Source organism: Pantoea sp. PNA 03-3 (assembly GCF_003201175.1).
Classification (GTDB): Bacteria; Pseudomonadota; Gammaproteobacteria; order Enterobacterales; family Enterobacteriaceae; genus Pantoea; species Pantoea stewartii.
The window spans coordinates 16,710-38,878 of record NZ_QICO01000013.1 but is presented as its reverse complement, the minus strand read 5'-3'; the positions used below and the strand labels follow the sequence as shown (position 1 = coordinate 38,878).

At 55.6% G+C, this 22,169-nt stretch carries 22 protein-coding genes, 2 pseudogenes and 1 riboswitch; of the genes and pseudogenes, 15 read left to right on the top strand and 9 right to left on the bottom strand.

Going from position 1 to position 22,169, the window contains the following annotated elements:
• Window positions 1-640: 640 nt before the first annotated feature.
• Together C7433_RS22090 and C7433_RS22085 are read left to right on the top strand one after the other, a co-directional pair.
• Window positions 641-1,474, top strand: a complete 834-nt coding sequence (locus C7433_RS22090; RefSeq protein ID WP_110268920.1) for a GNAT family N-acetyltransferase — start codon at window positions 641-643, stop codon at window positions 1,472-1,474.
• Window positions 1,464-2,255: a site-specific integrase gene (locus C7433_RS22085; RefSeq protein ID WP_233255818.1), complete on the top strand. Its 792-nt coding sequence runs from the start codon at window positions 1,464-1,466 to the stop codon at window positions 2,253-2,255. The genes C7433_RS22090 and C7433_RS22085 overlap by 11 nt, the downstream gene beginning before the upstream one ends.
• 323 nt (window positions 2,256-2,578) lie before the next feature.
• Here the strand turns inward: C7433_RS22085 and C7433_RS22080 are convergent, their stop codons facing one another.
• Window positions 2,579-3,124, bottom strand: a complete 546-nt coding sequence (locus tag C7433_RS22080; protein WP_110268919.1) for an AAA family ATPase — start codon at window positions 3,122-3,124, stop codon at window positions 2,579-2,581.
• Window positions 3,125-4,495: 1,371 nt separating this feature from the next.
• Entirely contained in the window at window positions 4,496-5,032 is a 537-nt protein-coding gene (locus tag C7433_RS22075) for a hypothetical protein (protein ID WP_105088876.1), read from the bottom strand.
• A 591-nt stretch (window positions 5,033-5,623) separates the two neighbouring features.
• On the opposite strand from C7433_RS22075, the gene C7433_RS22070 reads away from it, so the two are divergent.
• From C7433_RS22070 to C7433_RS22055, 4 genes are all read left to right on the top strand, one after another.
• Window positions 5,624-6,268 (top strand): ParA family protein, encoded by a 645-nt coding sequence (locus C7433_RS22070; RefSeq protein WP_110268918.1) that lies wholly within the window; start codon window positions 5,624-5,626, stop codon window positions 6,266-6,268.
• Window positions 6,269-6,362: 94 nt separating this feature from the next.
• Entirely contained in the window at window positions 6,363-6,647 is a 285-nt protein-coding gene (locus tag C7433_RS22065) for a molecular chaperone GroEL (RefSeq protein WP_110268917.1), read from the top strand.
• A gap of 156 nt (window positions 6,648-6,803) precedes the next feature.
• Window positions 6,804-7,025 carry a hypothetical protein gene (locus tag C7433_RS22060; RefSeq protein ID WP_345892006.1) on the top strand — a complete coding sequence of 74 codons (222 nt, stop codon included), beginning with the start codon at window positions 6,804-6,806 and terminating at the stop codon, window positions 7,023-7,025.
• Between the two features lie 79 nt (window positions 7,026-7,104).
• Window positions 7,105-7,791: a hypothetical protein gene (locus C7433_RS22055; protein ID WP_110268915.1), complete on the top strand. Its 687-nt coding sequence runs from the start codon at window positions 7,105-7,107 to the stop codon at window positions 7,789-7,791.
• Between the two features lie 74 nt (window positions 7,792-7,865).
• On the opposite strand, the pseudogene umuC reads toward C7433_RS22055, so the two are convergent.
• Window positions 7,866-8,921 (bottom strand): annotated as a pseudogene (gene umuC, locus C7433_RS22050) (translesion error-prone DNA polymerase V subunit UmuC); the annotation flags it as partial.
• Window positions 8,922-9,155: 234 nt separating this feature from the next.
• Here umuC and C7433_RS22045 point away from each other — a divergent pair.
• The 8 genes from C7433_RS22045 to crcB all read left to right on the top strand — a co-directional run bounded on the left by C7433_RS22045 (window position 9,156) and on the right by crcB (window position 16,023).
• Window positions 9,156-10,154: a YncE family protein gene (locus C7433_RS22045; protein WP_014606787.1), complete on the top strand. Its 999-nt coding sequence runs from the start codon at window positions 9,156-9,158 to the stop codon at window positions 10,152-10,154.
• A gap of 151 nt (window positions 10,155-10,305) precedes the next feature.
• Window positions 10,306-11,466, top strand: a complete 1,161-nt coding sequence (locus C7433_RS22040; RefSeq protein WP_014606788.1) for a TDT family transporter — start codon at window positions 10,306-10,308, stop codon at window positions 11,464-11,466.
• Window positions 11,463-12,062 (top strand): uracil-DNA glycosylase family protein, encoded by a 600-nt coding sequence (locus C7433_RS22035; RefSeq protein ID WP_014606789.1) that lies wholly within the window; start codon window positions 11,463-11,465, stop codon window positions 12,060-12,062. Before C7433_RS22040 ends, C7433_RS22035 begins: the two co-directional genes overlap by 4 nt.
• A gap of 49 nt (window positions 12,063-12,111) precedes the next feature.
• A riboswitch (Fluoride riboswitch) is annotated at window positions 12,112-12,181 on the top strand.
• Between the two features lie 78 nt (window positions 12,182-12,259).
• Complete coding sequence (locus C7433_RS22030; protein ID WP_014606790.1) at window positions 12,260-13,168, top strand: DHHA2 domain-containing protein; 909 nt, start codon at window positions 12,260-12,262, stop codon at window positions 13,166-13,168.
• Entirely contained in the window at window positions 13,165-13,590 is a 426-nt protein-coding gene (locus C7433_RS22025; protein ID WP_014606791.1) for a universal stress protein, read from the top strand. Before C7433_RS22030 ends, C7433_RS22025 begins: the two co-directional genes overlap by 4 nt.
• A gap of 15 nt (window positions 13,591-13,605) precedes the next feature.
• On the top strand, window positions 13,606-14,895 hold the full coding sequence (eno, locus tag C7433_RS22020; protein ID WP_014606792.1) for a phosphopyruvate hydratase: 1,290 nt from the start codon (window positions 13,606-13,608) through the stop codon (window positions 14,893-14,895).
• A gap of 43 nt (window positions 14,896-14,938) precedes the next feature.
• The gene (locus tag C7433_RS22015) at window positions 14,939-15,646 is read left to right on the top strand and encodes a 2,3-diphosphoglycerate-dependent phosphoglycerate mutase (RefSeq protein ID WP_019105545.1); all 708 of its coding nucleotides are present in this window, start codon (window positions 14,939-14,941) and stop codon (window positions 15,644-15,646) included.
• Window positions 15,643-16,023: a fluoride efflux transporter CrcB gene (gene crcB, locus C7433_RS22010; protein ID WP_014606794.1), complete on the top strand. Its 381-nt coding sequence runs from the start codon at window positions 15,643-15,645 to the stop codon at window positions 16,021-16,023. The genes C7433_RS22015 and crcB overlap by 4 nt, the downstream gene beginning before the upstream one ends.
• A gap of 166 nt (window positions 16,024-16,189) precedes the next feature.
• Here the strand turns inward: crcB and C7433_RS22005 are convergent, their stop codons facing one another.
• The 5 genes and pseudogenes from C7433_RS22005 to umuD all read right to left on the bottom strand — a co-directional run bounded on the left by C7433_RS22005 (window position 16,190) and on the right by umuD (window position 20,578).
• Complete coding sequence (locus C7433_RS22005; protein WP_014606795.1) at window positions 16,190-16,591, bottom strand: VOC family protein; 402 nt, start codon at window positions 16,589-16,591, stop codon at window positions 16,190-16,192.
• A gap of 125 nt (window positions 16,592-16,716) precedes the next feature.
• Window positions 16,717-18,834 carry a tyrosine-type recombinase/integrase gene (locus C7433_RS22000; protein WP_014606796.1) on the bottom strand — a complete coding sequence of 706 codons (2,118 nt, stop codon included), beginning with the start codon at window positions 18,832-18,834 and terminating at the stop codon, window positions 16,717-16,719.
• A 1-nt stretch (window position 18,835) separates the two neighbouring features.
• Window positions 18,836-19,819: a tyrosine-type recombinase/integrase gene (locus C7433_RS21995; protein ID WP_014594566.1), complete on the bottom strand. Its 984-nt coding sequence runs from the start codon at window positions 19,817-19,819 to the stop codon at window positions 18,836-18,838.
• A gap of 73 nt (window positions 19,820-19,892) precedes the next feature.
• A pseudogene (locus C7433_RS21990) lies at window positions 19,893-20,120 on the bottom strand (DNA polymerase V subunit UmuC); the annotation flags it as partial.
• Window positions 20,121-20,128: 8 nt separating this feature from the next.
• Window positions 20,129-20,578, bottom strand: coding sequence for a translesion error-prone DNA polymerase V autoproteolytic subunit (umuD, locus tag C7433_RS21985; RefSeq protein ID WP_110268912.1), 450 nt, complete (start codon window positions 20,576-20,578; stop codon window positions 20,129-20,131).
• 424 nt (window positions 20,579-21,002) lie between these two features.
• Here umuD and C7433_RS21980 point away from each other — a divergent pair, with 424 nt between their 5' ends.
• Window positions 21,003-21,245 carry an XRE family transcriptional regulator gene (locus C7433_RS21980; RefSeq protein WP_110268911.1) on the top strand — a complete coding sequence of 81 codons (243 nt, stop codon included), beginning with the start codon at window positions 21,003-21,005 and terminating at the stop codon, window positions 21,243-21,245.
• 297 nt (window positions 21,246-21,542) lie between these two features.
• Here C7433_RS21980 and C7433_RS21975 read toward each other — a convergent pair whose 3' ends face one another.
• Complete coding sequence (locus tag C7433_RS21975; RefSeq protein WP_019105465.1) at window positions 21,543-21,857, bottom strand: hypothetical protein; 315 nt, start codon at window positions 21,855-21,857, stop codon at window positions 21,543-21,545.
• Between the last annotated feature and the right edge of the window lie 312 nt (window positions 21,858-22,169).

Below are 22,169 nucleotides of genomic sequence, written 5' to 3'. Positions count from 1 at the left end.
GCATGCTGCACACACCGCTTCTGTTACCTCCCGCGGATCCGAAAAAAGGTGGAAGCGGATCCTTACCCCTCCTGTGGCGGTTTTCTGCGCAGCACACCACATGTTGTGGCTCAATCAGTTGCACATGACACAACATAGGGGATGGGTCAGGCGAAAGGCGTCCTGAAAACCCCGCTTCCGCCCGCCCCGCCGCCGTGCTACCCTTCCGGTTACTGCCCGATATGGAAAAAGTCGGATCCAGCTGAAGGCGGCTTCCGGCAATTGCGGTGCAGGAATATAAGCAGGCTATTTTTCATATTGGTGAATATATCGTGTGTTATCTGTTCAGGCATGACCGTTATGCCGAAGTCAGTCACTCAGGTAAATTAAATTATTTCTGATAATCACCTGGTGAATTTTCATGCATGAACAAGTAATTTTCCGTGACAATATCTAAAAGGACACATTTACTGCATAACTGTTCAGGGCGTTACCGGTTCTGATGAACAGAGGGCAGTGCCGGGATCTGTTATTTCCCCAGCGTCCTGTATCGCTGCCGGAAGCTCAGCTCCGGTTTCTGACAGTCCTCAAAACGGAACCATGCCGCTGCTCGATGCGGGCACCCCTGAGGGCGGATCGTCTTTAGAGCAAAGGAGGATGGATGGACCGATTTACTCACAGGCCTGAAGATATGTGGTTCAGGGAAAATGAAAATGCGTGGCTGCTGACTCTGCCGGAAATACGGACGGAAGGGCATCTTATACCGGCCTGCAAGATAGTCGCTGTCCGGACTGTAGGTGGCGATCGCTACGAGGATGGGCTCTCCTGCACGCTTTTTCTCAGTTGCCAATATGAAGGCAATACCCTGGACCAGACTTTTGCGGCTGTGCTGAGAACCTACATCCGTCCGGACGGCAGTGAGTATTCATTTCTGGATCTGACCGGCGGGGATTTCGTTATTGACAGCAGACTGAGGGGGCGCGGTTTGGGATCCTGGATCATGCAGCAGCTTGTCTGCTGGGCCAGAACCCTGCCCGCGGATATGCGTGTCCGCCGTATCAAACTTTCAGTCCGGGACGATGCTGATGAAGAAAATTACCTGCGGCGTGAGAACTTCTGGCGCGGGCTGGGTTTCCGGTTTGCAGAGAACAGTGATAAGTCCTTTTCTTTGCGTATCCGTGATCTCCGGTTCCCCAGAGGCCGGCGCTCTTCGCTGGCTGCCGTTCGCCTGGACCTGGCCGTCAGCGAGCTGAGCCGGACGTGCACGCAACAGCAGCAAGAGCTTGATTACCTGAAGGCGAAAGTGGCAAGGCAGGCTGAACGTATCTGCTTCCTGACTGAACGTCAGTGGAAGGTGCGTCTTGTCACTGGGCTGTGGGCCGGGCTGTTTTTTCTGCTGAACAGGGCAGACCGCCTGTTTAAAAGAACGAAGGCCGGCCGGCCGGACGACCTGCCTGATGACCGGAACCCGTCACAACGGAGACATGACTATTAACACTGATCTGCAGATTTACCCGACACAGGCGTCCGCGGTGACCCCTGCTTTACTGCCCGTCGCGATCGATTATCCGGCGGCGCTGGCGCTGCGACAGATGGCTGCGCTGATTGACGACTTACCCAGATACCTGCTGGCGCCGGAGGTCAGCGCCCTGCTGCACTATGTGCCGGACCTGCACCGAAAGATGCTGCTGACCACCATGTGGAACACCGGCGCGCGCATCAATGAGGCGCTGGCCCTGACGCGGGCCGACTTCACCCTGACGCCGCCCTACCCGTTTGTGCAGCTGGCCACCCTGAAACAACGTGGTGAGAAGGCGGCCCGTGGCCCCGGGCGCGCGCCGTCCGGGGTGGTGCCGCACCGGCTGGTTCCGCTGTCCGATCCGCAGTATATCGCCCAGCTGGAGATGATGGTCGCCACGCTGCGGATCCCGGTCGAACGGCGCAATCCTGACACCGGCCGGACGGAAAAGGTGCGGCTGTGGAGCGTGGCCGACCGCACCGTCAGGACCTGGATCAATGAAGCCGTGGCGGCCGCTGCGGCCGACGGTGTGACCTTCTCGGTGCCGGTGACGCCGCACACCTTCCGGCACAGCTATGCCATGCACATGCTTTACGCGGGGATCCCGCTGAAGGCGCTGCAGAGCCTTATGGGTCACAAGAGCCTGAAGTCAACTGAGGTATACACGAAGGTCTTTGCGCTCGATGTGGCGGCGCGTCACCGGGTGCAGTTTCACATGCCCGGAACCGACGCAGTGGCTATTCTTAAAAAAACCTGACAGCCAATACCCCGCGTTTCAGGATGTGCACCTCTGCCCGGCCGTTTCGGTACGCTGTGAAGAAAAGGCTGTCGAGTAAAATTCTAATCCAGTGAAAGTCGTCCCGCACGGGATTCACGGGAAGGACCGGACGGCGCAGTTGCAGAACAACGTCCCGGGGGAAAATGTCACGCACCGTCCGACTCAATATGAAATACCACGGCCTGCGTAAAAAGCCACCGGATGCCGGTGAAGCACAGAAATGGTGTACTGTTGCTGCCGTGAACTTACATCGTTTTTAACCGGGGCCTGCAAAAGACGAGGCGTACTGCTGTGTATTACTTTCAGCGGAGTAATTCCAGCCCCCATTGCTGACAGCAGGCATTAATATCACGGGATGACTTCAGCATCACTTTGGGAAGAGTGCTTTTGCAGAAAAGCTCTCTGTGACGGAGCTGGTTTTTAGGCGCAGTCAGCGTGATGTATTTGAGCATTTCCCAGGTCACGTTATCCTTTCCGGTATAAAGACCACCGATTCTGGGAATCGACGAATAGCACCGCTTTATATATCGCAGCAGTGCCAGAGGCATCGAAACATCCAGCAGTATCAGCCCAGTGGCACGCGCAAGTCGCCGTTGTAAACACTTCGTGTAATTACCATCCATCACCCATTTTTCCGTGTTCACGGCTTCGGTATGTAATCGATGAAAATCTTCTGATTTCCTGGGGATCCATTTTGTACCCGGCTGGTGATGGAGTTGGTCCAGATGGATTAAAGGCAGAGATGTTTTGGCTGCTATCGCGCTGGCCAGCGTGGATTTACCGCTGTTGGAGGGGCCCAAAATGCAGATGCGATGGCCGAGTTCTTCCAGTGACACTGATATATCCATAAATCACCCCCGATCACTCGTGTCCCCTGTAAACCCGGCTATCTTAACATATCTATCTTATCTGCCTTCCCCTGAGACACTGGCGAACAGGGCCTGAGCGGCTGAGGCTGACCGGAAACGTCAGGGATGAATTGTGGTTTATAGGCTGAGAAAATAAAGCGTATTTACCCCTAAATAAAGGGCCCAGCCTCCAAAATGTCATAGTACTGTCGTGAATGGTGCCAGGGGGAAGATTCAGGAGGTATACTTAAATTAGCCTGTGTGTTTTAACAGGCCAATAATATCAGTTGGGGGTTTAAATTGGCCAATTATTTATTGGCTATCTAAATTGGCTGAAAGTGTGCTTTCGAAGCATCCATAGTGTTCAATTAATTTCATTTTTATATTATTAGTCGGTTAATATTATACCTTAATTTAATATCCCTTCTTATAATAACCCCTATGTTTTTTTCAAGCGTAAATTTAACTGTCAGGAACTAATGTAGCCTCATTGATAGTGAGCTATTTAATAGTTTGATGTTTTATAGCTAAAAATTTAATCGGGCATTAACAAAGCATCACGTCTGATTCGGGCTTTAGCCGTTTCCTGTTGACGTTCCCCGAAACTGATTAAGAAGTGAGATTTACAAAATTATTTTTCCGCTGTGACTTTTACTGACTAAAGGGATGAACTGATTATGGGCTTTGAGCTTACATTTCTGCGACTACGTAGGAGTGTGGGGCGTGTTATAATAGCGGCGTTATGATTTTTCTTTCTGAGTAGTTCAGGCGAAAAAAAACCTGGTTTGGAGACCAGGTTTTTTCAGTTCTGCGTATGGTTGGAAGCCATACCTGTGAACTGGGTACTGCATGTATCGACTCGTAGTGCAATTTTAGCACTACTGACGGTCACGTCAACATAGCGTCAGCCTTATAATGCTTTTATAATGTCTGCACGTGTTGATGCAGTACCTTTGGGTGAATCTTAAAGGATTCTCCCAACCGGCAACGGGTGGAGCCGTCCGGTTTGCCCCCACTCAATGGGTGCTGCATGTATCGACTCGTAATTGATACACACCGCGAGGGAAGTTCAAGGGCATAAGCGGTGGGTAGCGCCCTCCTGTAAAGGAGGCTGCTAAGTGATAACGCTAGGTACTGTCCTGCTGGCATTGCAGATAGTGCATGTCAGTTTAAGCATTATCGTTGTAATCAAGCAACTGACCGGACGCTCATAAGGGCTGAAGGAACTTGAATAAAGGCGGGGTTCACCACCCCGCCTTTTTTCGTTTTGCAGACTCTGCGAGTAGTGTTCCGATTAAGTTTTCGCATGTCGTTGTCCGCTATGAGCGGAAACTGACGTTTCACATTCAGTGTGAATCAGCGGTGGGCATATCACTTCTGCTCAAAGACCTTTTTGAAGGTGTGCCAGACTTGCCGTTTAAGCATGTCAGATGCTTTTTGATGATCACCGTTTTTTCTGAGCATAATGAGTTCGCTCGTCAGCGGCCTGAGCTGATGTTTCCTATTTATGTTAGAAGGCAAAACTAATTGCCTCGTGATGTCTGTAAAAAGATGCAAACTTCGGGCAACGCAGCACGCCTGTGCTTTTTCAAGGGAGTCGGAATAAGTCAAATGCCTAGCGTCTTCACGGTTTATTCCATGTACGTAATGGAGTTGGTCGAAGTCTGGCAAAAGTTCAGCATCGTCCACTTCAACTTCGAATACTGAAAGAAAATCCTCTCTACGTAATATGGCCTCTTTATTAGCCACATAAATTGCAAAGCCGATATTATCCGTCAAGTAAACGAGGCCGTTTGTCGTGGGAAAAAGTGAAGATTCACTATAAGTGCGTTGTATTTCATGAAGGATTTTCTCTGAGGTGATAATGCTCTGAGAGGCACTGAATGATGTACCATGGTAGAGACGCATTGTTTGTCCTAATTGTCTAGAATTACAGCTTTTTTACTAGGGTGTAACAAGTAATGCAACTCAGCAAATCCGATACGTTGTTTTATGCCATATATGACTGCTTATTCAGGAACTGACCCGCTCCCCGTTAATCATAAAAGAATGTTGATAGCTACTTCCGCTATTGGCTCTGAGCGGACTCATGAACAGATCTATGCCCGCTTAAGACAGAGAGCAGCTGACATGGGCATACCAATATTGGTAAATCAAAGCACGGGGACTATCAGTCCCCTGCTTCTTATAAGTCTTCTTTTCATTTTGATCGCGCTATAGCCTATCTGCCCTGCCCTGCTATCTAGTTATCAAGACAATACGATGTATAGATATTCATTGTATACACTATGTGTATCCATTATGCGCCTGTAGTGTCTACTTTGTGGGTATTTTGAGGGCTCATGGTGTACATATCATGCTTGCTGATAATTCTCTTTAGTGTTATAAAGTTGAAGCCTTATAGATATACATTGAGTATCTATCGGATATCTTAAGTAACTTTCATGTGCGCACTTAGAATATCTTGTGTGCGCTTATCAGATATACAGGGTGATATGTATGACAGTGATTGTTATGGCACACAATAAAGGCGGGGCAGGTAAGACCACCTCAGCCGTCCATGTTGCCGGCGAGCTGAAACCAGCTAAAGCTCTTGACCTAGATACTCATAAAGGCCTTTCTATCATTCATGGGTTGCGCCCTGAAGACAGACAGATCCCTATATCAATTCCTGAAACCCAGGAAGAGCTGGTTCACGAAATCAGTCCGTTTAAAGAAAGCGATGAAATTTTATTCATCGACTGCGGTGGCTTTGACTCAGATATGACCCGTACAGCAGTCGCTTTCGCTGATCTGATTATTGTCCCGGCTAAAGATTCTCTTACTGAAAGAATTGGCCTGATGAGTTTTGACAGGGTTTTGGGGGAGATAAGTGAGATCATTGGGCAGCATGTCGAAGCTCATTTATTTCTCTGTAAAACCAATCCCAACAAAAAACACTACCCTAAGTTAGAGGCTCTGCTTCCTTCGTTCAATCACATTAAATTAATGAAGAGTCGTCTTTCGTACCGTACGCAAGATTTTGAAGAAACAATCGAAACGGGTTTCGGTATCACCGAATCTGTTCACGGACGGGTAACTGCAGGCGGTAAAGAGGTGATTTCAATGGTTGAAGAAATGCTTGAAATCATCAGGAAAAAGTAATTACTTTCAGTACTCACAATGAATACATAAAAGGTATCTTTAGTGTATTCTATAAATATCTTATGTATATCTGTTGTGTATTTATGGTGTATCTATGACTAAAAAGCTCGATTTTGCAGACCAACATGAAAAGCTTGCTGGACTCATGAGTTCGGCAAAGCTCAAGACCTCTCCGAGCCCTGGTGAGCAGAAAGGTACTGAGCCAAAGACCGTCGTCAAAAGTAAAGCTCGTAGCAAGAATCTGAGGGCTGTACCTGAAACATATTTTGAGGCCCATGCTCAATTAAAGGCGTCAAACAAAACCTCGTTGGATTTCAGCGCCTATATACTCGAGGCTTTGCGGGAGAAGCTGGAGAATGATGGAGCGCTTAAAAATTAGAGATATACAATAGATATTCAATGCATACTCGATGAATATTTAATGTGAACTTGTTGTATATCTTTAAAGTGTTCATTATGTACTCTTTAGATATACAAGTACTGTTTGTGTTTAATGTTGGTGGCTGAGGTTTCAATGAGAAGATTCGCACTGCTTGTGTCAGGATTTCTAGGGTTCAGAAAGCTCACCGGCAAAGATCGGAAAAGTGCAGGCGAGTGGGGCTTCCTGATCAGTATGTTGTTTATCGTTCCGCTGCTGTTCTGGGAACACCCCGGCGTCATCGTCTCTGTGGTTCTGCAGTTGCTGTGGGCGGCTGTCGGGACACGCTCCGCTTTTCTGGCCAGCGAAACGTGGAAGAAAAACAAACAACAACCCTGACCCTCTCAGTAACCGGTTTGCAGAAATCAGCGCTTAATTTCACCGCAGATAAATAATCGCAATTATTAAGGCAGGCACCATGGGCAACTTCAGCGATATCCGGCCGGTTAACATCACCCACGAAGGGTTTGACCGTAGCCACAACGGCCAGTATTTCCAGACCAAAGACCTGGATATGAAATACGGCATGGCCGATTACTGTATCTTTAACGGACAGCTCTACAGGAATGTCAGTGATGCCGGGGCAGGGGAGTCCGCCGCGGTGCCTGTGCCGCATACGGGCACAGTCGATATCTACACATCGGTTAAAGAGTGCAATCAAAAGCTGATTTACTGGGTGGAATACCAGCTCGTGTTTGAAGCAGGCAAGCTCATGACCGTCGTGCTTATGGACAAAACGCTGCAGGAAGATCTGCGGGACCTCTCTAAACTTCGGCCGTCTAAACCGGCCAACAGGGTGGAAGTCACGATCAGCGTGAAAGAGCTGAGTGGGGAAAGACAGCGGGCATTTGCGGCCTCGCTGACGGACGATAAGCTGTCACGCATCCGCGATATTCTCGGCGAGCCGACGGCATCCATTTTCTTTCCCGCTGTACCCGTAGTGGAAGGGAATAATGATCCGTTCTTACGCCTCTCGTCAGCCATGACGGTGGCATCTGTGGTACAGAGCATGGAAGATTTACGAAGCGCAGCCGACGAAAACCTGAATGTCATCTCCCCCACAGGTGACAGGATTGTACTTATTGATGAGTTACACTCAAAATAAGGGTTCCACCGGTTCAGTCCTGATGACATGAAGTCTGAATGACGTTCGCACCGTCACCTCCTCTGTGCGCTGGTTCAGATTACCCGGGCAACCGGTATATCGCTCCATCGCGTCGTCCACGCCGGTGACAGCATGTCCCGCTTCATCTTCCACTCAGTATCGATCCCCTGACCCGCAAACCATACCCGTCCCAGGCCTGACTGGTTAATACCGTCCAGCACCTGCATCAGCTGCGCGCTGTTCGCCCGCGGCCGGTTGTCGTCAAACAGGTTCAGCTGGCTGACGCCGTGAGGCGTGAAGTCATCGAGCATGACGCCTGCCTTCATGTACCGGTGGCCGTCTATCCAGATGCGGTCAAGCGCGCGCATGGCCACGCCAATGATGTCCCGCGTGTCCTGGGTGGGCAGGGTGAGTTTTTCCCCGGCCGTATTGCCGTAAAACGTCTCGCCGACCGCATGCGGTGAGGTACGGACAAATACGCTGATGTGCCTGCAGTACTGGCGTTCGCCCCGGAGCTTCTCGGCCGCGCGCGTTGCGTACTGGCAGAGTGCCTGCTGCATGGCCACTTTGGTGGTAATGCGTGAACCGAAACTGCGGCTGCAGACAATCTGCTGCTTTGCCGGCGGCATCTCTTCCAGGGGAATGCACGCCTCGCCGTTCAGCTCCCGCACCGTCCTTTCCAGCACCACCGAAAAGTTCTTCCGTATGAAGGCGGGGTGCGTGCGTGCCAGCTCCAGCGCACTGGTGATGCCGAGCAGGTTCAGCTTTTTGCCAATACGCCGACCAACGCCCCAGATCTCCTCGACCGGCTGGCGCATCAGCAGCGCTTCGGTCCGCTTCGGGTTTCCGGGCGTCAGCGCCAGCACGCCCTTAAACTGTGGCCACTCTTTGGAGGCCCACTGTGCTGATTTGGCCAGCGTTTTGGTCGGGCCGATGCCGGCGCCAATCGTCAGTCCGGTTCTGGCCAGAACATGGGCACGCAGCCGGTGCCCGAAGTGCTCAAAGTCCTCACAGCCATCGATGCCGGTCAGATCGAGGAACATTTCATCGATAGAATACTGCTCGACTTTTGGCGTCATTTCCTCAAGCGCTGACATAGTTCTCTGCGATAATGAATGATTTATGTGGAATGCAATTTAAACAAAAAAAATCAGTTACCATTCCTCTGAAGTTTATTTTCTGAACAGGAATTATTCAGCCTTGAACTACCTCAGTATGCTTACTGACAGGGGGGAAGGTTGAGGGTGGTAAGACATAGTCGGAAAATCGATTTCCCCGCCAGGATTTAATCTGCCACGCTTACTCTGAAGCCCTCAATCGGGCAATGAGTCTTATCCCTTACCCACCCCAATGCAGGAAAAATGATGATAAAAAAATACAGGATCCCGGGACTGACCGCGGTGGCGTTTCTTCTTATCAGCACCCTCGCCGGTGCCGCAGAGGAACGCTGGACGTTTGACGGCGATATCCACAACAATTCCCTTGCTGTCAGTCCCGATGAGAAAACGGCGGTGGCGTCCTACAGTGAGCGCTCTGAGGTGGTGGTCTACGACCTGGCTGCCGGGAAAGTCAGAAAGGTGCTTAAGGGATACGTCACGCCCCGCAATGCGCTTTTCTCCCCCGACGGGAAGGCCGTATATCTTTCAGACAGCAGCCTCGGCGTGGTCAGAAAAATCAGCACCGGGACGCTTGACGTGGAGACCTCGCTGCCGCTGGGGCCCGGGGCATTCGGCACAGCTATCAGCCGTGACGGTCAGCGCCTGTATGTGAATAACGAGGCCGCCAGCACGCTCTCGGTGTATGACCTGACGCACAACCGGCCCGTTGCGGTCGTGACGGGTTTTGCCCAGCCCCGTCAGGGCATAAAAATCAGCCCGGACGGCAAAACCGTCTACGTCACTAACTTTAAGGGCGATAAAATTACCCTGGTTGACGCCGTAACGGGCGAGATTCGCGGCGAGATAACAGGCTTCAGCAAGCTGCGCGCCATTTCAGTCAGCGCCGACGGCCGCACACTGTACGCGGCTAACAGCGGCAGCAACACCATCGCCGTGGTTGACACGCAGAAGCTCGCCATTACGGCAACCATTCCCGTGGGGCAGGATCCTTACGGTGCCGCCCTGACGCCGGATAACCGCTATGTTTACAGCGGCAACCTGGGCGACAACAGCCTCTCCGTTATTGATACCGCCGCCGGTAAGGTGGTCTCCACCGTTACCGGACTGGATGCGCCCCGTCAGGCCATCGTTTTCAGCAAAGACGGTGCCCGCGCGTGGGTGCTGAATAAAGACCTCAGCATTGCGGTCGTTGACCTGAAACAGAACCGCGTCACGGCCACGATTAAAAGCCCGCCGCAGGCCTGATTCAGTCCTTCCCTCACTCCGGCGGTGTGACGGTCCTTCCCGGAGTGGGAGAGTCTAACCACTTTTACTGGTTTATTTTAACTGAATAACCTGTTTTAAAGATTTAACCCGACGTGCCTATACTCTTTCTGTCTACTCAGGAGATTACGGCATGAACGATAAAATATTTACCCTGCATAACGGAGCGCGCCCGCTGAGCGCGCTGAGCAGCCCGAAAGAGGCTATACGTCAGTTCACGCCTAACTGGTTCGCCGCGACCATGGGGACCGGTATCCTGTCTCTGTCTCTGGCGCAGTTCCCCTGGCCGGTTCCGGGATTACGCCTCGTCGCCGAGGGACTCTGGATGTTTAACATCTTCCTGTTCAGCGTCTTTGCCGTGATGTATCTGGCCCGCTGGGTGATGTACTTCGGTGAGGCAAAGCGCATCTTTGGCCATTCAACGGTGTCCATGTTCTTCGGCACCATCCCGATGGGCATGGCCACCATCATCAACGGGCTGCTGGCGTTTGGCCTCCCCCGGTGGGGGGCTGACGTCATTCCCGTAGCGCACGCCCTGTGGTGGCTGGACGTGGCGATGTCGCTGCTGTGTGGCGTGTGTATTCCCTACATGATGTTTACCCGGCAGCAGCACAGCATTGACCAGATGACCGCCGTCTGGTTACTGCCGGTCGTGGCCGCCGAGGTTGCGGCAGTCAGTGGCGGCCTGCTGGCACCGCACATTGCCGACCCCCACGCGCAGCTCGGCATCATTATTACCAGCTACGTGCTGTGGGCGTACTCGGTGCCGGTGGCGCTGAGCATCCTCGCCATCCTGCTGCTGCGTATGGCGCTGCACAAGCTACCACACGAAAGCATGGCGGCCTCAAGCTGGCTGGCACTGGGGCCGATTGGTACCGGCTCGCTGGGGATGCTGGTCATCGGCGGAGATGCGCCCGGGGTGTTTGCCGCGGCGGGCATGCCGGAAATCGGTCATATCGCGCAAGGCGTGGGGTTCGTTGCCGGCATTCTCTTCTGGGGCTGCGGCCTGTGGTGGATGCTGCTGGCCACGCTGATAACCGTGCGATACTTCCGTGAAGGCATTCCGTTCAATCTGGGATGGTGGGGCTTTACCTTCCCGCTGGGCGTGTACACGGTCGCCACGCTGAAGCTGTCCACCCTCGTTGACCTGGCGTTCTTTAAAGGCTTCGGTGCGCTTCTTGTCGTCATGCTGGCCGCCATGTGGCTGCTGGTCGCGGTGAAGACGGTGCGCGGGGCATGGAGCGGGAAACTGTTTGTTTCCCCCTGTCTGGCAGGCCTGGACCGGAAGCCGTGAGTGAAACCTGCACGTCGCTGCTGGACCCGTTTTTACGCGAGGAACGCCTCGCGGCAGTCACCGCGCCGCACGTGGCCGCGCTGAATCGCTGGGTCAGCGGGCTGCGTCAGCACGGCGTGGAGCTGCCGTGGTTTGATCCGGCCGACGGCGGGACCGGGGCCGGACTGCTCGTCCTGCTGCAGTCGCCGGCGCGCAGCAGCCCGTCACCCCGGTTTGTGTCGCGGGATAACCCGGGGCCGGCCCAGCAGAACCTGGGGCGGTTTCTGGCGGAAGCCGGTATTGCGCGCCGGGACAGCGTGCTGTGGAATACGGTGCCCTGGGTCAGCGACGGGCCGCAGAAACGGCCCTCAGCGGCGGACATCCGCAGCGGCTGCGCCTGGCTTGAGGACGTGCTGGCGTATCTGCCCGCGCTGCGCGTGGTGGTGCTGGCCGGTGCCGTAGCGGCTCAGGCCCGCGGGACGGTCAGTCATCAGTGCCCCGGCGTCACGGTGCTGAAGATGCCTCACCCCAGTCCGCTTTCACTTTGCACAAGCCCGGCGGTGCCGGAAAACATCCGCCGGGTGCTCCGCGAGGCACGCGCTGCGCTGGCGGGCTGAGGGTGCCAGCAGAATAATACTGACAGGCTTTCCGTCTGGCTCTATACTCAGAGTACAGGGTGATGGCGTTCCACCTTTCCCAACCGCTCCGTTCCGGAGCTGATGACGCCTGATGTGACTCTTGATTTTCAGGAGGTACGTCAGGCCGTCCTTACTTTCCTCCCGGCCTGCGTACTTCCCTTTACGGGGAGAGACCCTTGATACACGTTTTTGGCCACATCAATCCTGACAGCGACGCCATCTGCACGGCGGTCGTCACCGCTCACTGGCTGACCGGGCGCGGCATGGACGCCCGCGCATGGCGTCTCGGCGAGGCTAACCGGGAAACCCGCTTTATCTTTGACACCGCCGGTCTTACGCTGCCGCCGCTGCTCGCTATTCCGCTGCAGGATGAACGGGTGTGGCTGGTCGATTTCACCGAGCCGGCGCAGGGGCCTGACGACCTGCTCCGGAGCAACGTCGTGGGCATCACTGACCACCACCGGCTGGGCGGGCTGATAACGCAACTGCCGCCGGAGGTGCATATCCGCCCGGTTGGCAGCAGCGCCACGCTGCTCTGGCTGCTGATGGACGCTGAAGCGCGCCGCACGCTGCCCCCGACGCTCGCCGTGCTTCTGCTGGGCGCACTCCTGAGTGACACCGTGAATCTTCGCTCGCCGACCACCACCGAAGACGATATCCGTTCGGCGACCGAACTGGGCGTGCTGTCCGGCGTAAACCGCAGAGCCTTCGCCCGTGACCTCCTCACCGCCAAAACGGACGTCAGCGGCCTCAGCGCCCAGCAGCTGCTGGGCAGGGATCTCAAGGCCTTCGTCATTGCCGGCACCGACGTGCGCATTGCCCAGATTGAGGTCAGCTCACCGACACAGGTTGCCCCCGTGATGGACGACCTGCTCGCTGCCCTGGCGTATCTGGCGGACCAGTCGGGTGCCGGGCTGACGGTGCTGATGTTGACCGACATTCGCGCCGGGTTTTCAACGCTTTACTTCGCCGGGCGGGAGAGCGTTAACGCGGCCTCCTGCTCCGTACCGGGCATGCTCAGCCGCAAAAAACAGCTTCTGCCGTGGCTTGAGTCCCGCCTTAACCAGAACGGGAGTTCATTATGACCTGCTACACCCACGCACTGATACTTGTGAACGACAAAGACGACGGCACCCTCCTGCTGAAACGGGCGGTCGCGCTGGCGCAGCCGCTCGGCATGAAAATCACCCTGGCCCACATCAGCGACGACTACCGGGAAATGAACTACGTGTCCGACAGCCTGATGGACGACGTCGTGTCGGAAGAGGTGCTGAAAGCCAAAGCGTTTATGAGCGAGCTGGCGGCCTCCGTGCCTGAGGCGGTAGACACGCGGGAGCTGGTGACCATGCGCCGCTTTGAGGACGTGGAGAAGTGCATCAATGAGCTGGGCGTGGACCTCGTGCTTGCCGGGCACCGCAACCGCTTTATGGGAATGCTGACGTCCCGCTCGGCGGAATACATCAACCACCTCACGGTGGATGTGCTTATTACTCACCTGAATGACTAAACCGGGAGAAACGCTATGCACTTTACACTGGATAACGTGACCGCCCGGGAAATTCTTGACTCTCGCGGCAACCCCACCGTTGAAGTTGAGGCCCGGACCCCGGACGGGATGATGGCACGCGCCTCGGTGCCTTCCGGGGCCAGCACCGGGTCGCGCGAGGCCGCAGAGCGCCGCGACGGTGACGCACAACGTTTTGGCGGCAAAGGCGTGCTGGATGCCGTCAGGGCGGTTAATACGGAAATCTGCGAAGCCGTGCGCGGCCTGGACGTGCGCGAGCAGCGGCAGCTGGACAACATCATGCTGATGCTGGACGGCACGGAGAACAAGAGTCGCCTGGGTGCCAATGCCATTCTGGGCGTATCGCTGGCGGTGGCCCGGCTGGCGGCACAGGCCTCGCACGAGCCGCTGTGGCGCTACCTGGGGGGCCTGCAGGCGAATCTGCTGCCCGTGCCGTGCATGAACATCATCAACGGCGGCGTGCACGCCCGCGGTCAGGGCGCGGACTTCCAGGAGTTCATGATAGCGCCACACGGGGCACCCACGCTGCGCGAGGCCGTGCGTCAGGGCAGCGAGGTCTACCAGGCGCTGCGCCAGATCCTGCTGGACAAAAAACTCTCAGCGGCAGTGGGCGACGAAGGCGGTTTTGCGCCCGCCGTGTCGTCGAACCGTGACCCGCTGGCGTTTATCGTACAGGCGATTGAGAAGGCGGGATACAGGCCCGGAGAGGACATCAGCATCTGCATGGACCCTGCCTCAAGTGAGTTTTTCGCTGACGGTCAGTATCATCTGCGCACCGAGGGCAGCGCGCTGAGCGCGGCGGAAATGACGGCATACTACGGCGAGCTGATGGACCAGTTTCCGGTCATCCTGCTGGAAGACGGCCTGGCCGAGGACGACTGGGCGGGCTGGAAGCATCTGCACCAGCAGCTTGCGGGCAGGGCCGAGCTGGTTGGTGACGACCTGTTTGTAACCAACGTGAAGTACATCCAGCGCGGCATTGACGAAAACCTCGCCAGCGCCGCGCTGATCAAGCTCAATCAGATAGGCTCGCTCAGCGAAACGCTGGACGCCGTGGCTCTCTGCCAGCGGCACGGCTGGGGTGCGTTCATGTCTCACCGCAGCGGGGAAACCACGGACACGTTCCTTGCCGATCTGACGGTGGCCCTGCGCGCGGGACACCTGAAAACCGGCGCGCCGTGCCGCGGCGAACGCGTGGAAAAGTACAACCAGCTGATGCGCATTGAGCAGGCGCTGGGTGAGGACGCGCACTACGCGGGGCTTCATGCGTTTGTGCGCCGCACGTAACACATCCGCCGGACGGTCCCCGTCCGGCAAAGAAGGAATGCCTGTGGCCCCTGCAACGCTGATCCTCCTGCGGCACGGCGAAAGCCAGTGGAACCGGGAAAACCGTTTTACCGGCTGGACGGACGTGCCGCTGACGGTCAGGGGGCGGCAGGAGGCCGACCGAGCCGGTGACGCGCTGCGGGCAGTGGGCCTTATGCCCGACCGTGTCTTCACCTCGGTGATGACACGCTGCGTTCACACGGTCTGGCGGGTGCTGGACCGTCTTGACCGAAGCTGGACGCCCGTGGAAAAGAGCTGGCGACTGAACGAGCGCCACTACGGTGCGCTGCAGGGGCTGAACAAGGACGACGCTGCCCGGATGATGGGGGAAGAGACCGTCCGGCTATGGCGCAAAAGCTTCAGCGGCATTCCGCCCGCAGACGCGGAGGCTCCGGCGCAGCTGCGTCGGGATCTGCGCTATCGCCGCGTTGCGCTGGCCGACCTGCCTGCAACGGAAAGCCTGGAAATGACCCTGCGTCGCGTCATGCCATACTGGCACCACGTTGTGGTGCCACAGCTGCGCTGCGGAAGTACCGTTCTGATTGTGGCGCACGGCAACACGCTGCGCGCCCTGACCGCCTTTCTGAACGGCATGCCCCACGACAGCGTGGCACAGCTGCACATCCCGACCGGCGTGCCGGTTGTATATGAAATGGATACGGCCGCACAGGTCGTGTGCCGTTATGTTCTGAATATTAAAAAAAAGGAATGAACGTGAATCAGCTTTTTGCCGTCATCACCGGCGGTGCTTTAGGGTGTGTTATCCGCTGGCAACTGGGCGCACGCCTGAACGCGCTTTTTCCGGACCTGCCGCCGGGGACGCTGCTGGTCAACCTGCTGGGTGGATTTATCATCGGGGCGGCGCTGGCGTATTTTCTGCGCCATCCCGGCCTCGATCCGGCCTGGCGGCTGCTCATTACCACCGGGCTGTGTGGCGGAATGACGACCTTCTCCACATTCTCAACTGAGGTTTTTGCCCTGCTGCAGTCAGGCAGCTATGCCTGGGCAGCCGCCTCGGTGCTGATACACGTGCTGGGTTCGCTGGCCATGACGGCGGCCGGATTTTATATCATGACGCTGTGTGGTTAACCCGGACCGTACGGCCTCTATCCAGGGGAGACCTCAGTGCAGCGACCGCTGCACTGAGGTCAGACAGTTCAGTATATTGTTCAGAAGCGCTCTCTGCGGGCCTGATCCGACAGGGTTTACGCCTGTAAGGCTTCCCCTAAATCCGGGACACTGTCGTGACAGAGTTTCAGGTCTGCCTGTTCTGGTAAAGGTCCCAGCGATTGCCATAGATGTCCTCAAACACGACAACCATTCCGTATTCTTCCTCGCGCGGCTCCTGACAGAAGTGGACGCCTTTTGCCTTCATAGCATTGTAGTCGCGCCAGAAGTCGTCGGTCTGCAGGAACAGAAAAACCCGTCCGCCGCACTGGTTGCCGATAAAGCCTTCCTGCCGGTCGTTCGACGCGCGGGCAAGAAGAATAGCACAGTCGCTGTCAGGGTCCGGCGTCACCACGACCCAGCGCTTACCCGGCTGCGGCGTGTCCTCAATCAGGGTAAAGCCCAGCTTATCGGTGTAATACTCAATTGCACGATCGTAGTCATCGACCACGACAGCCACATACCCCATACATCGCTTCTGTTTTCTCATCTGCTGTTCCATCAGTTACGTCATAACGCCCGCTATAATCAGATTCATATCAAATACGACGTTCGGTCGTCTGTACTGACTCTGAACTGACACCCTCAGACCGGACATTGAAAGCATTTGAGCACTCAGGATTTTGGGCCCAATTTTGTAAGAGCCTGCTCAACCTTTTCAGCATCCTGCTCCAGTACGGCTTTCTCATCGGGAGTGAGCGGGACCTCTTCGAGATAACGCCGGATGGATGCTTTACTCTCCAGAATAAGCCCGCGCGCGCTGTCCTTCAGCAGGTTAAAATCGCAGCCGATGCAGGCCATCCGGTGCGGGCAGCTGCTCCAGAACGGATTTGTGCAGTATGAATCACCTAAATCATAATACGTTGCAGGTCCGGTCAGGCTGGCGGCGTCAGGGTCGCGATCAATCAGTACGCTGATCATGTGCGCGACTCTGTCTGCTTTTACAAACGAGGCGGCCAGCTGTGTCGGGCGGATACGGAGATAATGCATGGTGGACTGGGGCGTTGAGTGACCAGCCCACTGCATCAGTTCATACAGTGACATGCCCTGCGGTACGCTGGCCAGTGCGGTCACGGCTGAGGCGCGTCCCCGATGGCTGGTTATCACTCCGCCGCTGTCTTCAGAAGGAACGCCCGCTCTTGCGCAGAGCATCGGTATCACCGTGCGGTTGAGGATAGCGCTGCCGGCAGGCTTCCCCCGGTACTGAAACAGCAGCCGGACCTTCTCACCGGTCCGCTCATCAGCCAGCATGGCCTGTTCTGCCGGGCGTTCGGCCAGCCAGATGTCGACATATTTTTTTACCACTGTCGCCACGGGTTTAACAAAGGCTTTTGATGTTTTTCCGGCGGGGACATGCAGGTAACAAAGGGTTCCGGCCGGGATGACGCTGCCGTCATCTTTCGTTATTTCATCTGCCTGCGGCGCGATGCAACCGGTAGTCAGGCGGAGCAGCTCATTTTTCCTCAGCCCCGCATGGGTCCAGATGACGGCCATCGCCTGCAGCATGGCCAGCGGATAATGTATTTCAGTAAGCAGGTCTTCCTGACGCAGATTGAGGCTGGCCCAGATGAGCTTGAGCCAGACCGGATCGTCGATAACACGGGGATTGACGTCGCGCCGAAACAGGGTGGTATCCGGTGTGGAAAGATGACGGGCAGGGCTGAAGCGCAGGCGACCCCAGCCCCAGTTTTCGTAGTCGACCATAAAACGGCGCAGTGAGTAGATAAAATGCGCCCTTGAATGCGGCATCATAGGCTCACCGGATCGCACCGATTTTCGGGTGCCCCTTTCCGTGCCCAACTGTAGCTCATCCACGTTCATCCGGCCGACCGCAGCGATAAAGCTGGCGCAGATTTCCATGCTCCAGTCTGACGGTTCACGCACCTCCGGATGCGCCTTTGCCAGCCAGAGGCCGCAGCGCAGTATAAAACTGTACTGGCCTTCACGGGTGCGAGGCCTCAGCACAGACGTTTCCCGCCAGCGCCGGCACCACCTGACCCAGGCCGGATCGATCCCGTCTACGGGTTTTTCATACCATCGGGTATAATTACGCATCCTCATCGGGGCGCTGAAGATGCCCAGCGCAGCAAGGCCGTGTGAAATCCGGCCAATGTACCGGGATGTCCCGCTATCTGTGTTGTTCTGGGCTTCCCACAGCAGTTCAGGCGTAAAGGTTTCAAGACGGGGATCTCTGTTCATGACCATCAGCGTGGCCAGTATGCCCGACAGATGCGTGACCTGACTACCCGCAGCATAGCCCAGCGATTTCAGGGTTTCAGTCAGGCGGTGAAGCTCCCGGAAGTAAATAGCCTGACCAAAAATGGCACAGGTATACAGGGCAGGTTTTCTGATGTCTGGCAGGCTGAGGGGATCATACCGTCCGGCGAAATGCCATGCAAAGGCGGCCATCAGCGGCCGTCCTTTTCCGTCCGTCCGGCTGAATGTCTGCCAGCGTTCCTGCGGCCATCGCCAGTACGGTATACCCGAAAGGTGCATCTCACGCAGGAGGTCCAGTATTATCAGGTCAGCAACCTCGCGGCTGCATCCGCTTTCTGCTGCGATGTCTTTCAGCGGCCTGATAAACTCAGGAGCAGGTTTCATCCGCAGCAGCCTGCCCCGGCTGTGAGAGGTGGCCAGTGCGGCCTTTTCAGGCTCAGTCAGTAAAGCATCAAGCCTGTAAGCGGAGAGATCGAAGGGAAGCCACACATTCTCAGGCTGTTCAGACGCTGCCATATTATTCCTCCGTGCCGAAAATGAGGTTCGCCATCCTGATATCTGCCGTTTCAATTGCTCCTGCCATCCGGGCGGCAAGATCCCTGCCGGAAAGGTGAATATAAATCTGAGTGGTGCGCGGATCACGGTGACCTGCGTAGGTGGCAAGTTCGTGCAGTTTCCAGCCCGCACGGGCCAGATGCGTCAACCGCAGGTGGCGGAAAGTATGGGTTGAAATGTCGGGCAGCCCTGACTCAAGCGCCCATTTCCGTACCGTTTTGCTCCAGCTCCAGTAAGAGAGCGGTGCCCCCTGATTACGATCGGACTCAGAGCGGAACAGGGCTCCTTTTACCATCCCCGACAGCTTCATCTGTAAAAGATGAGCCGCCAGCACCGGCGTCAGGGCGGGACTGTAACAGACGATCCGTTCATGACGGTTCTTGGTGGTTTCAGCCCGGACGCGGATGAGGCGGTGGGCAAAGTCAAGGTCATCAGTACTCAGCGCGGTGACTTCCGATCGTCGCAGCGCACCGCAGTAGGTTAACGCCAGCATCAGCCGGTCACGAAGCGGAGAATCCGCGGCATGAGCCTGAAAAAGCTGCCACTGTGCATCGTCAGGAATACGCGGCAGCTTTACGATACGGGGAACCAGCCCCCGTGCGGAACACAGCATGCCCGGCGTGCCGGAACGGGGCAGCGGATTTACCTTACACAGGTCAAGATACATCAGGAAGTCGTACCAGAGACGGACAGCCGACAGGCGCAGCTGGAGCGTGGCGCTTGCGGCCGGGAAAGGCATACCGGGTAACTGAGGACGGATGTAGGCAGCCATGTCATCAAACCTGACCTTTTCAGGTTCAATCCTGTTCCGGCTGCAGAACGCAAAATAATGACAGAGGGCTGCGCGGTAGGCGGTCAGGGTGGCGGGTGCCCGCCCCAGGTCGGACAGCAGCTTCAGCCAGCGTTCCGCCAGTAAAATGGCACTGTTGTTTAGTGGAGTCGTCATTGCGTTTACCTCTGAGGTCAGCGTTGCTGTTCAAAGTCTATACGATCAATGTTGCATTCCACTTAACTTACTATAGAGCATAATTTGAGCTGAAGACATGCACTTTTTCCGGGAAATCCAGCGCTTTTAACTGAAACCACGGCACCCCCATTTTTATGCCCAGGGCTTTGGCCGCTTTGCTTCTTGCTATGACGCAGCCATCGTTGTTCGAAAGGACGACGACAGGTTTTCCACGCAAATCAGGCCGGAAAAGGGCCTCACAGGACGCATAGAAGCTGTTGACGTCAGCCAGACCAAACATCGGCATGGTTACCTCCGGCGCGCCTCGGTATTGTGGAAAAACCAGGTGACCACGCCCAGCAGGTGCAGCTCCTCGGGGTATATCACCTGATAGGCCGGGTTCATCGGGCGCAGCGCAATCTGTGGGTGCAGCTGCAGGCGCTTGACGGTGAACTCCCCGCCGACCTCTGCGATAACGATGTCACCGTGCGTGGCTTCCTTCGCGCGATCGACGACCATCACGTCCCCGTCGTACAGACCCAAATCTTCCATGCTGCTGCCGCTGGCGCGCACGAAAAACGTGGCGGCCCGGTGGGTGATGCAGAGCTCGTTCAGGTCCAGCTCGCTCTCGACATAATCTGTGGCAGGGGAGGGGAACCCGGCGGCGCAGCGCTCAACAAACAGCGGGATGCGCATCACGGGACGGATGTCGGCAGGCCTGAATACCGTCAGTCCACCCCGGGAGGATGTTGCTTTCATGGCGCCATTCTCCGGACTGAATGGCCTGAAGCCGGTGCGGCAGTGAATGATTCTGACATGATAAATTCCCCCTTAAATAGCACTGTATATAAAAACAGTATTATTGAGCCGGAGTCGCATGGCAAGGGGAACCGGACGCCAGGCAATTCAGGGGACGCTTATCTTACTGAGCAGGCTAATAATTTTTTTGTCAGGCAGTTTCAGTCAGGGGATCGCGTAAGCAGTCGTTGCTGACATAAGTGAAATGACGCTTCCTCGACACGGCTGTTCGTTCCTCGCTCCGCTGCGGTACGCCTCAGTCATGTTCTGCGGCGAGCGTTGCCGGCTAACGTTTTAAGGGCGGTATTATCTGGCTGTGTGAACGTTGAACAGGGCAGGTGCATGTTTTATGCTCGGGTGAAAATCACGGACGAAGGACGCTTTTATGGATGAGCATGAATCAGTGGGCCGTTTTCTGGCGTCTCTGCTGGCTGAGTATGACATGAGCGTGGACAAGTTTTGCCGGCGTTCCAGGCTGCAGGAGCATGAGGTCAGGCTTATTCTGCGGGACAGACTGACGGTCACTCCTGCCGTGGCAGAAAAGCTGGGCCGCGTGTTTTACTCGCCCGGCTTCTGGCTGGTCCGGCAGGCGATGTCGGAACTCAGGAAGCTCAGTCACGACAGCTAAAAAAAGCCCGGTATGCCGGGCAAAATAAGTCAAAAACAGCCATCTTTAGCTGACACGACGGTGTGCAGCGAAAGAAAGCGTAGCCAACTTTTTATTCATTTCTGTAAGCACCCTGTTTCACTTTGTGAGCACCTGTATAACGGCAGGGCAGGTGCTGACTGAAGTTACCGGCTTCACCTGCAGCCCTCTCCTGATAGGGCCGGGGTAAGACGCCGCTCCTGAATGTCATCTGGCACAGATACACTGTGCAGGTTTTTTAGCTGAAACTTTCCATCTCATTTTAAAGCCTGCCGGTAATCAGAAAAAAATCACTGACGAAAAGCGCACGGCAAATATTGCACTCAGGATGAAGTGCGCCAGAAAAATGGCAAAAGCGATGCCGCCGAGTAAGGCACCCAGAAAGGAGTGCTTCTCCTTAAGGATGAACGTCAGGCCGGACAGCACCGCCAGGGAAAGCAGGGCCTGCAGAACATGACTCACCGGGATCACCCAGTAATGCCCTGCATATGCACCTGCCTTGCTGATGGCCACAATCAGCGCGGTTCCGCCGAATCCCCATCCCCAGAATGTTTTTGCCAGACTTAATTTTCCTGTCACAAGCGCCTTTAACATCGTCAGTTCCCTGTCTTAATCCGGTTAGATTCGGGAAATTTAACATTCAACGACAGGCTCAACCAGAAACTTTGTGTGTTTCTGGAGCGCTGATATGGGTGAAAATCACAGATAAAGACGGGCCTTACGGACGGGTATGTACCCACGCCAGATGAACCGGTGGATATCTTTTAGCCGGGGTAAAAAAGGGGTGCTGTGCGGAAAAAACGGCCCTGTTGCGATTATCAGGGGGCTGATGAGCAGTTTACTGGCTACTCATCCCGGACACGGGCAGTATTCTGGCAAAAAAAGCCCGCCGGTATGGTCACGGCG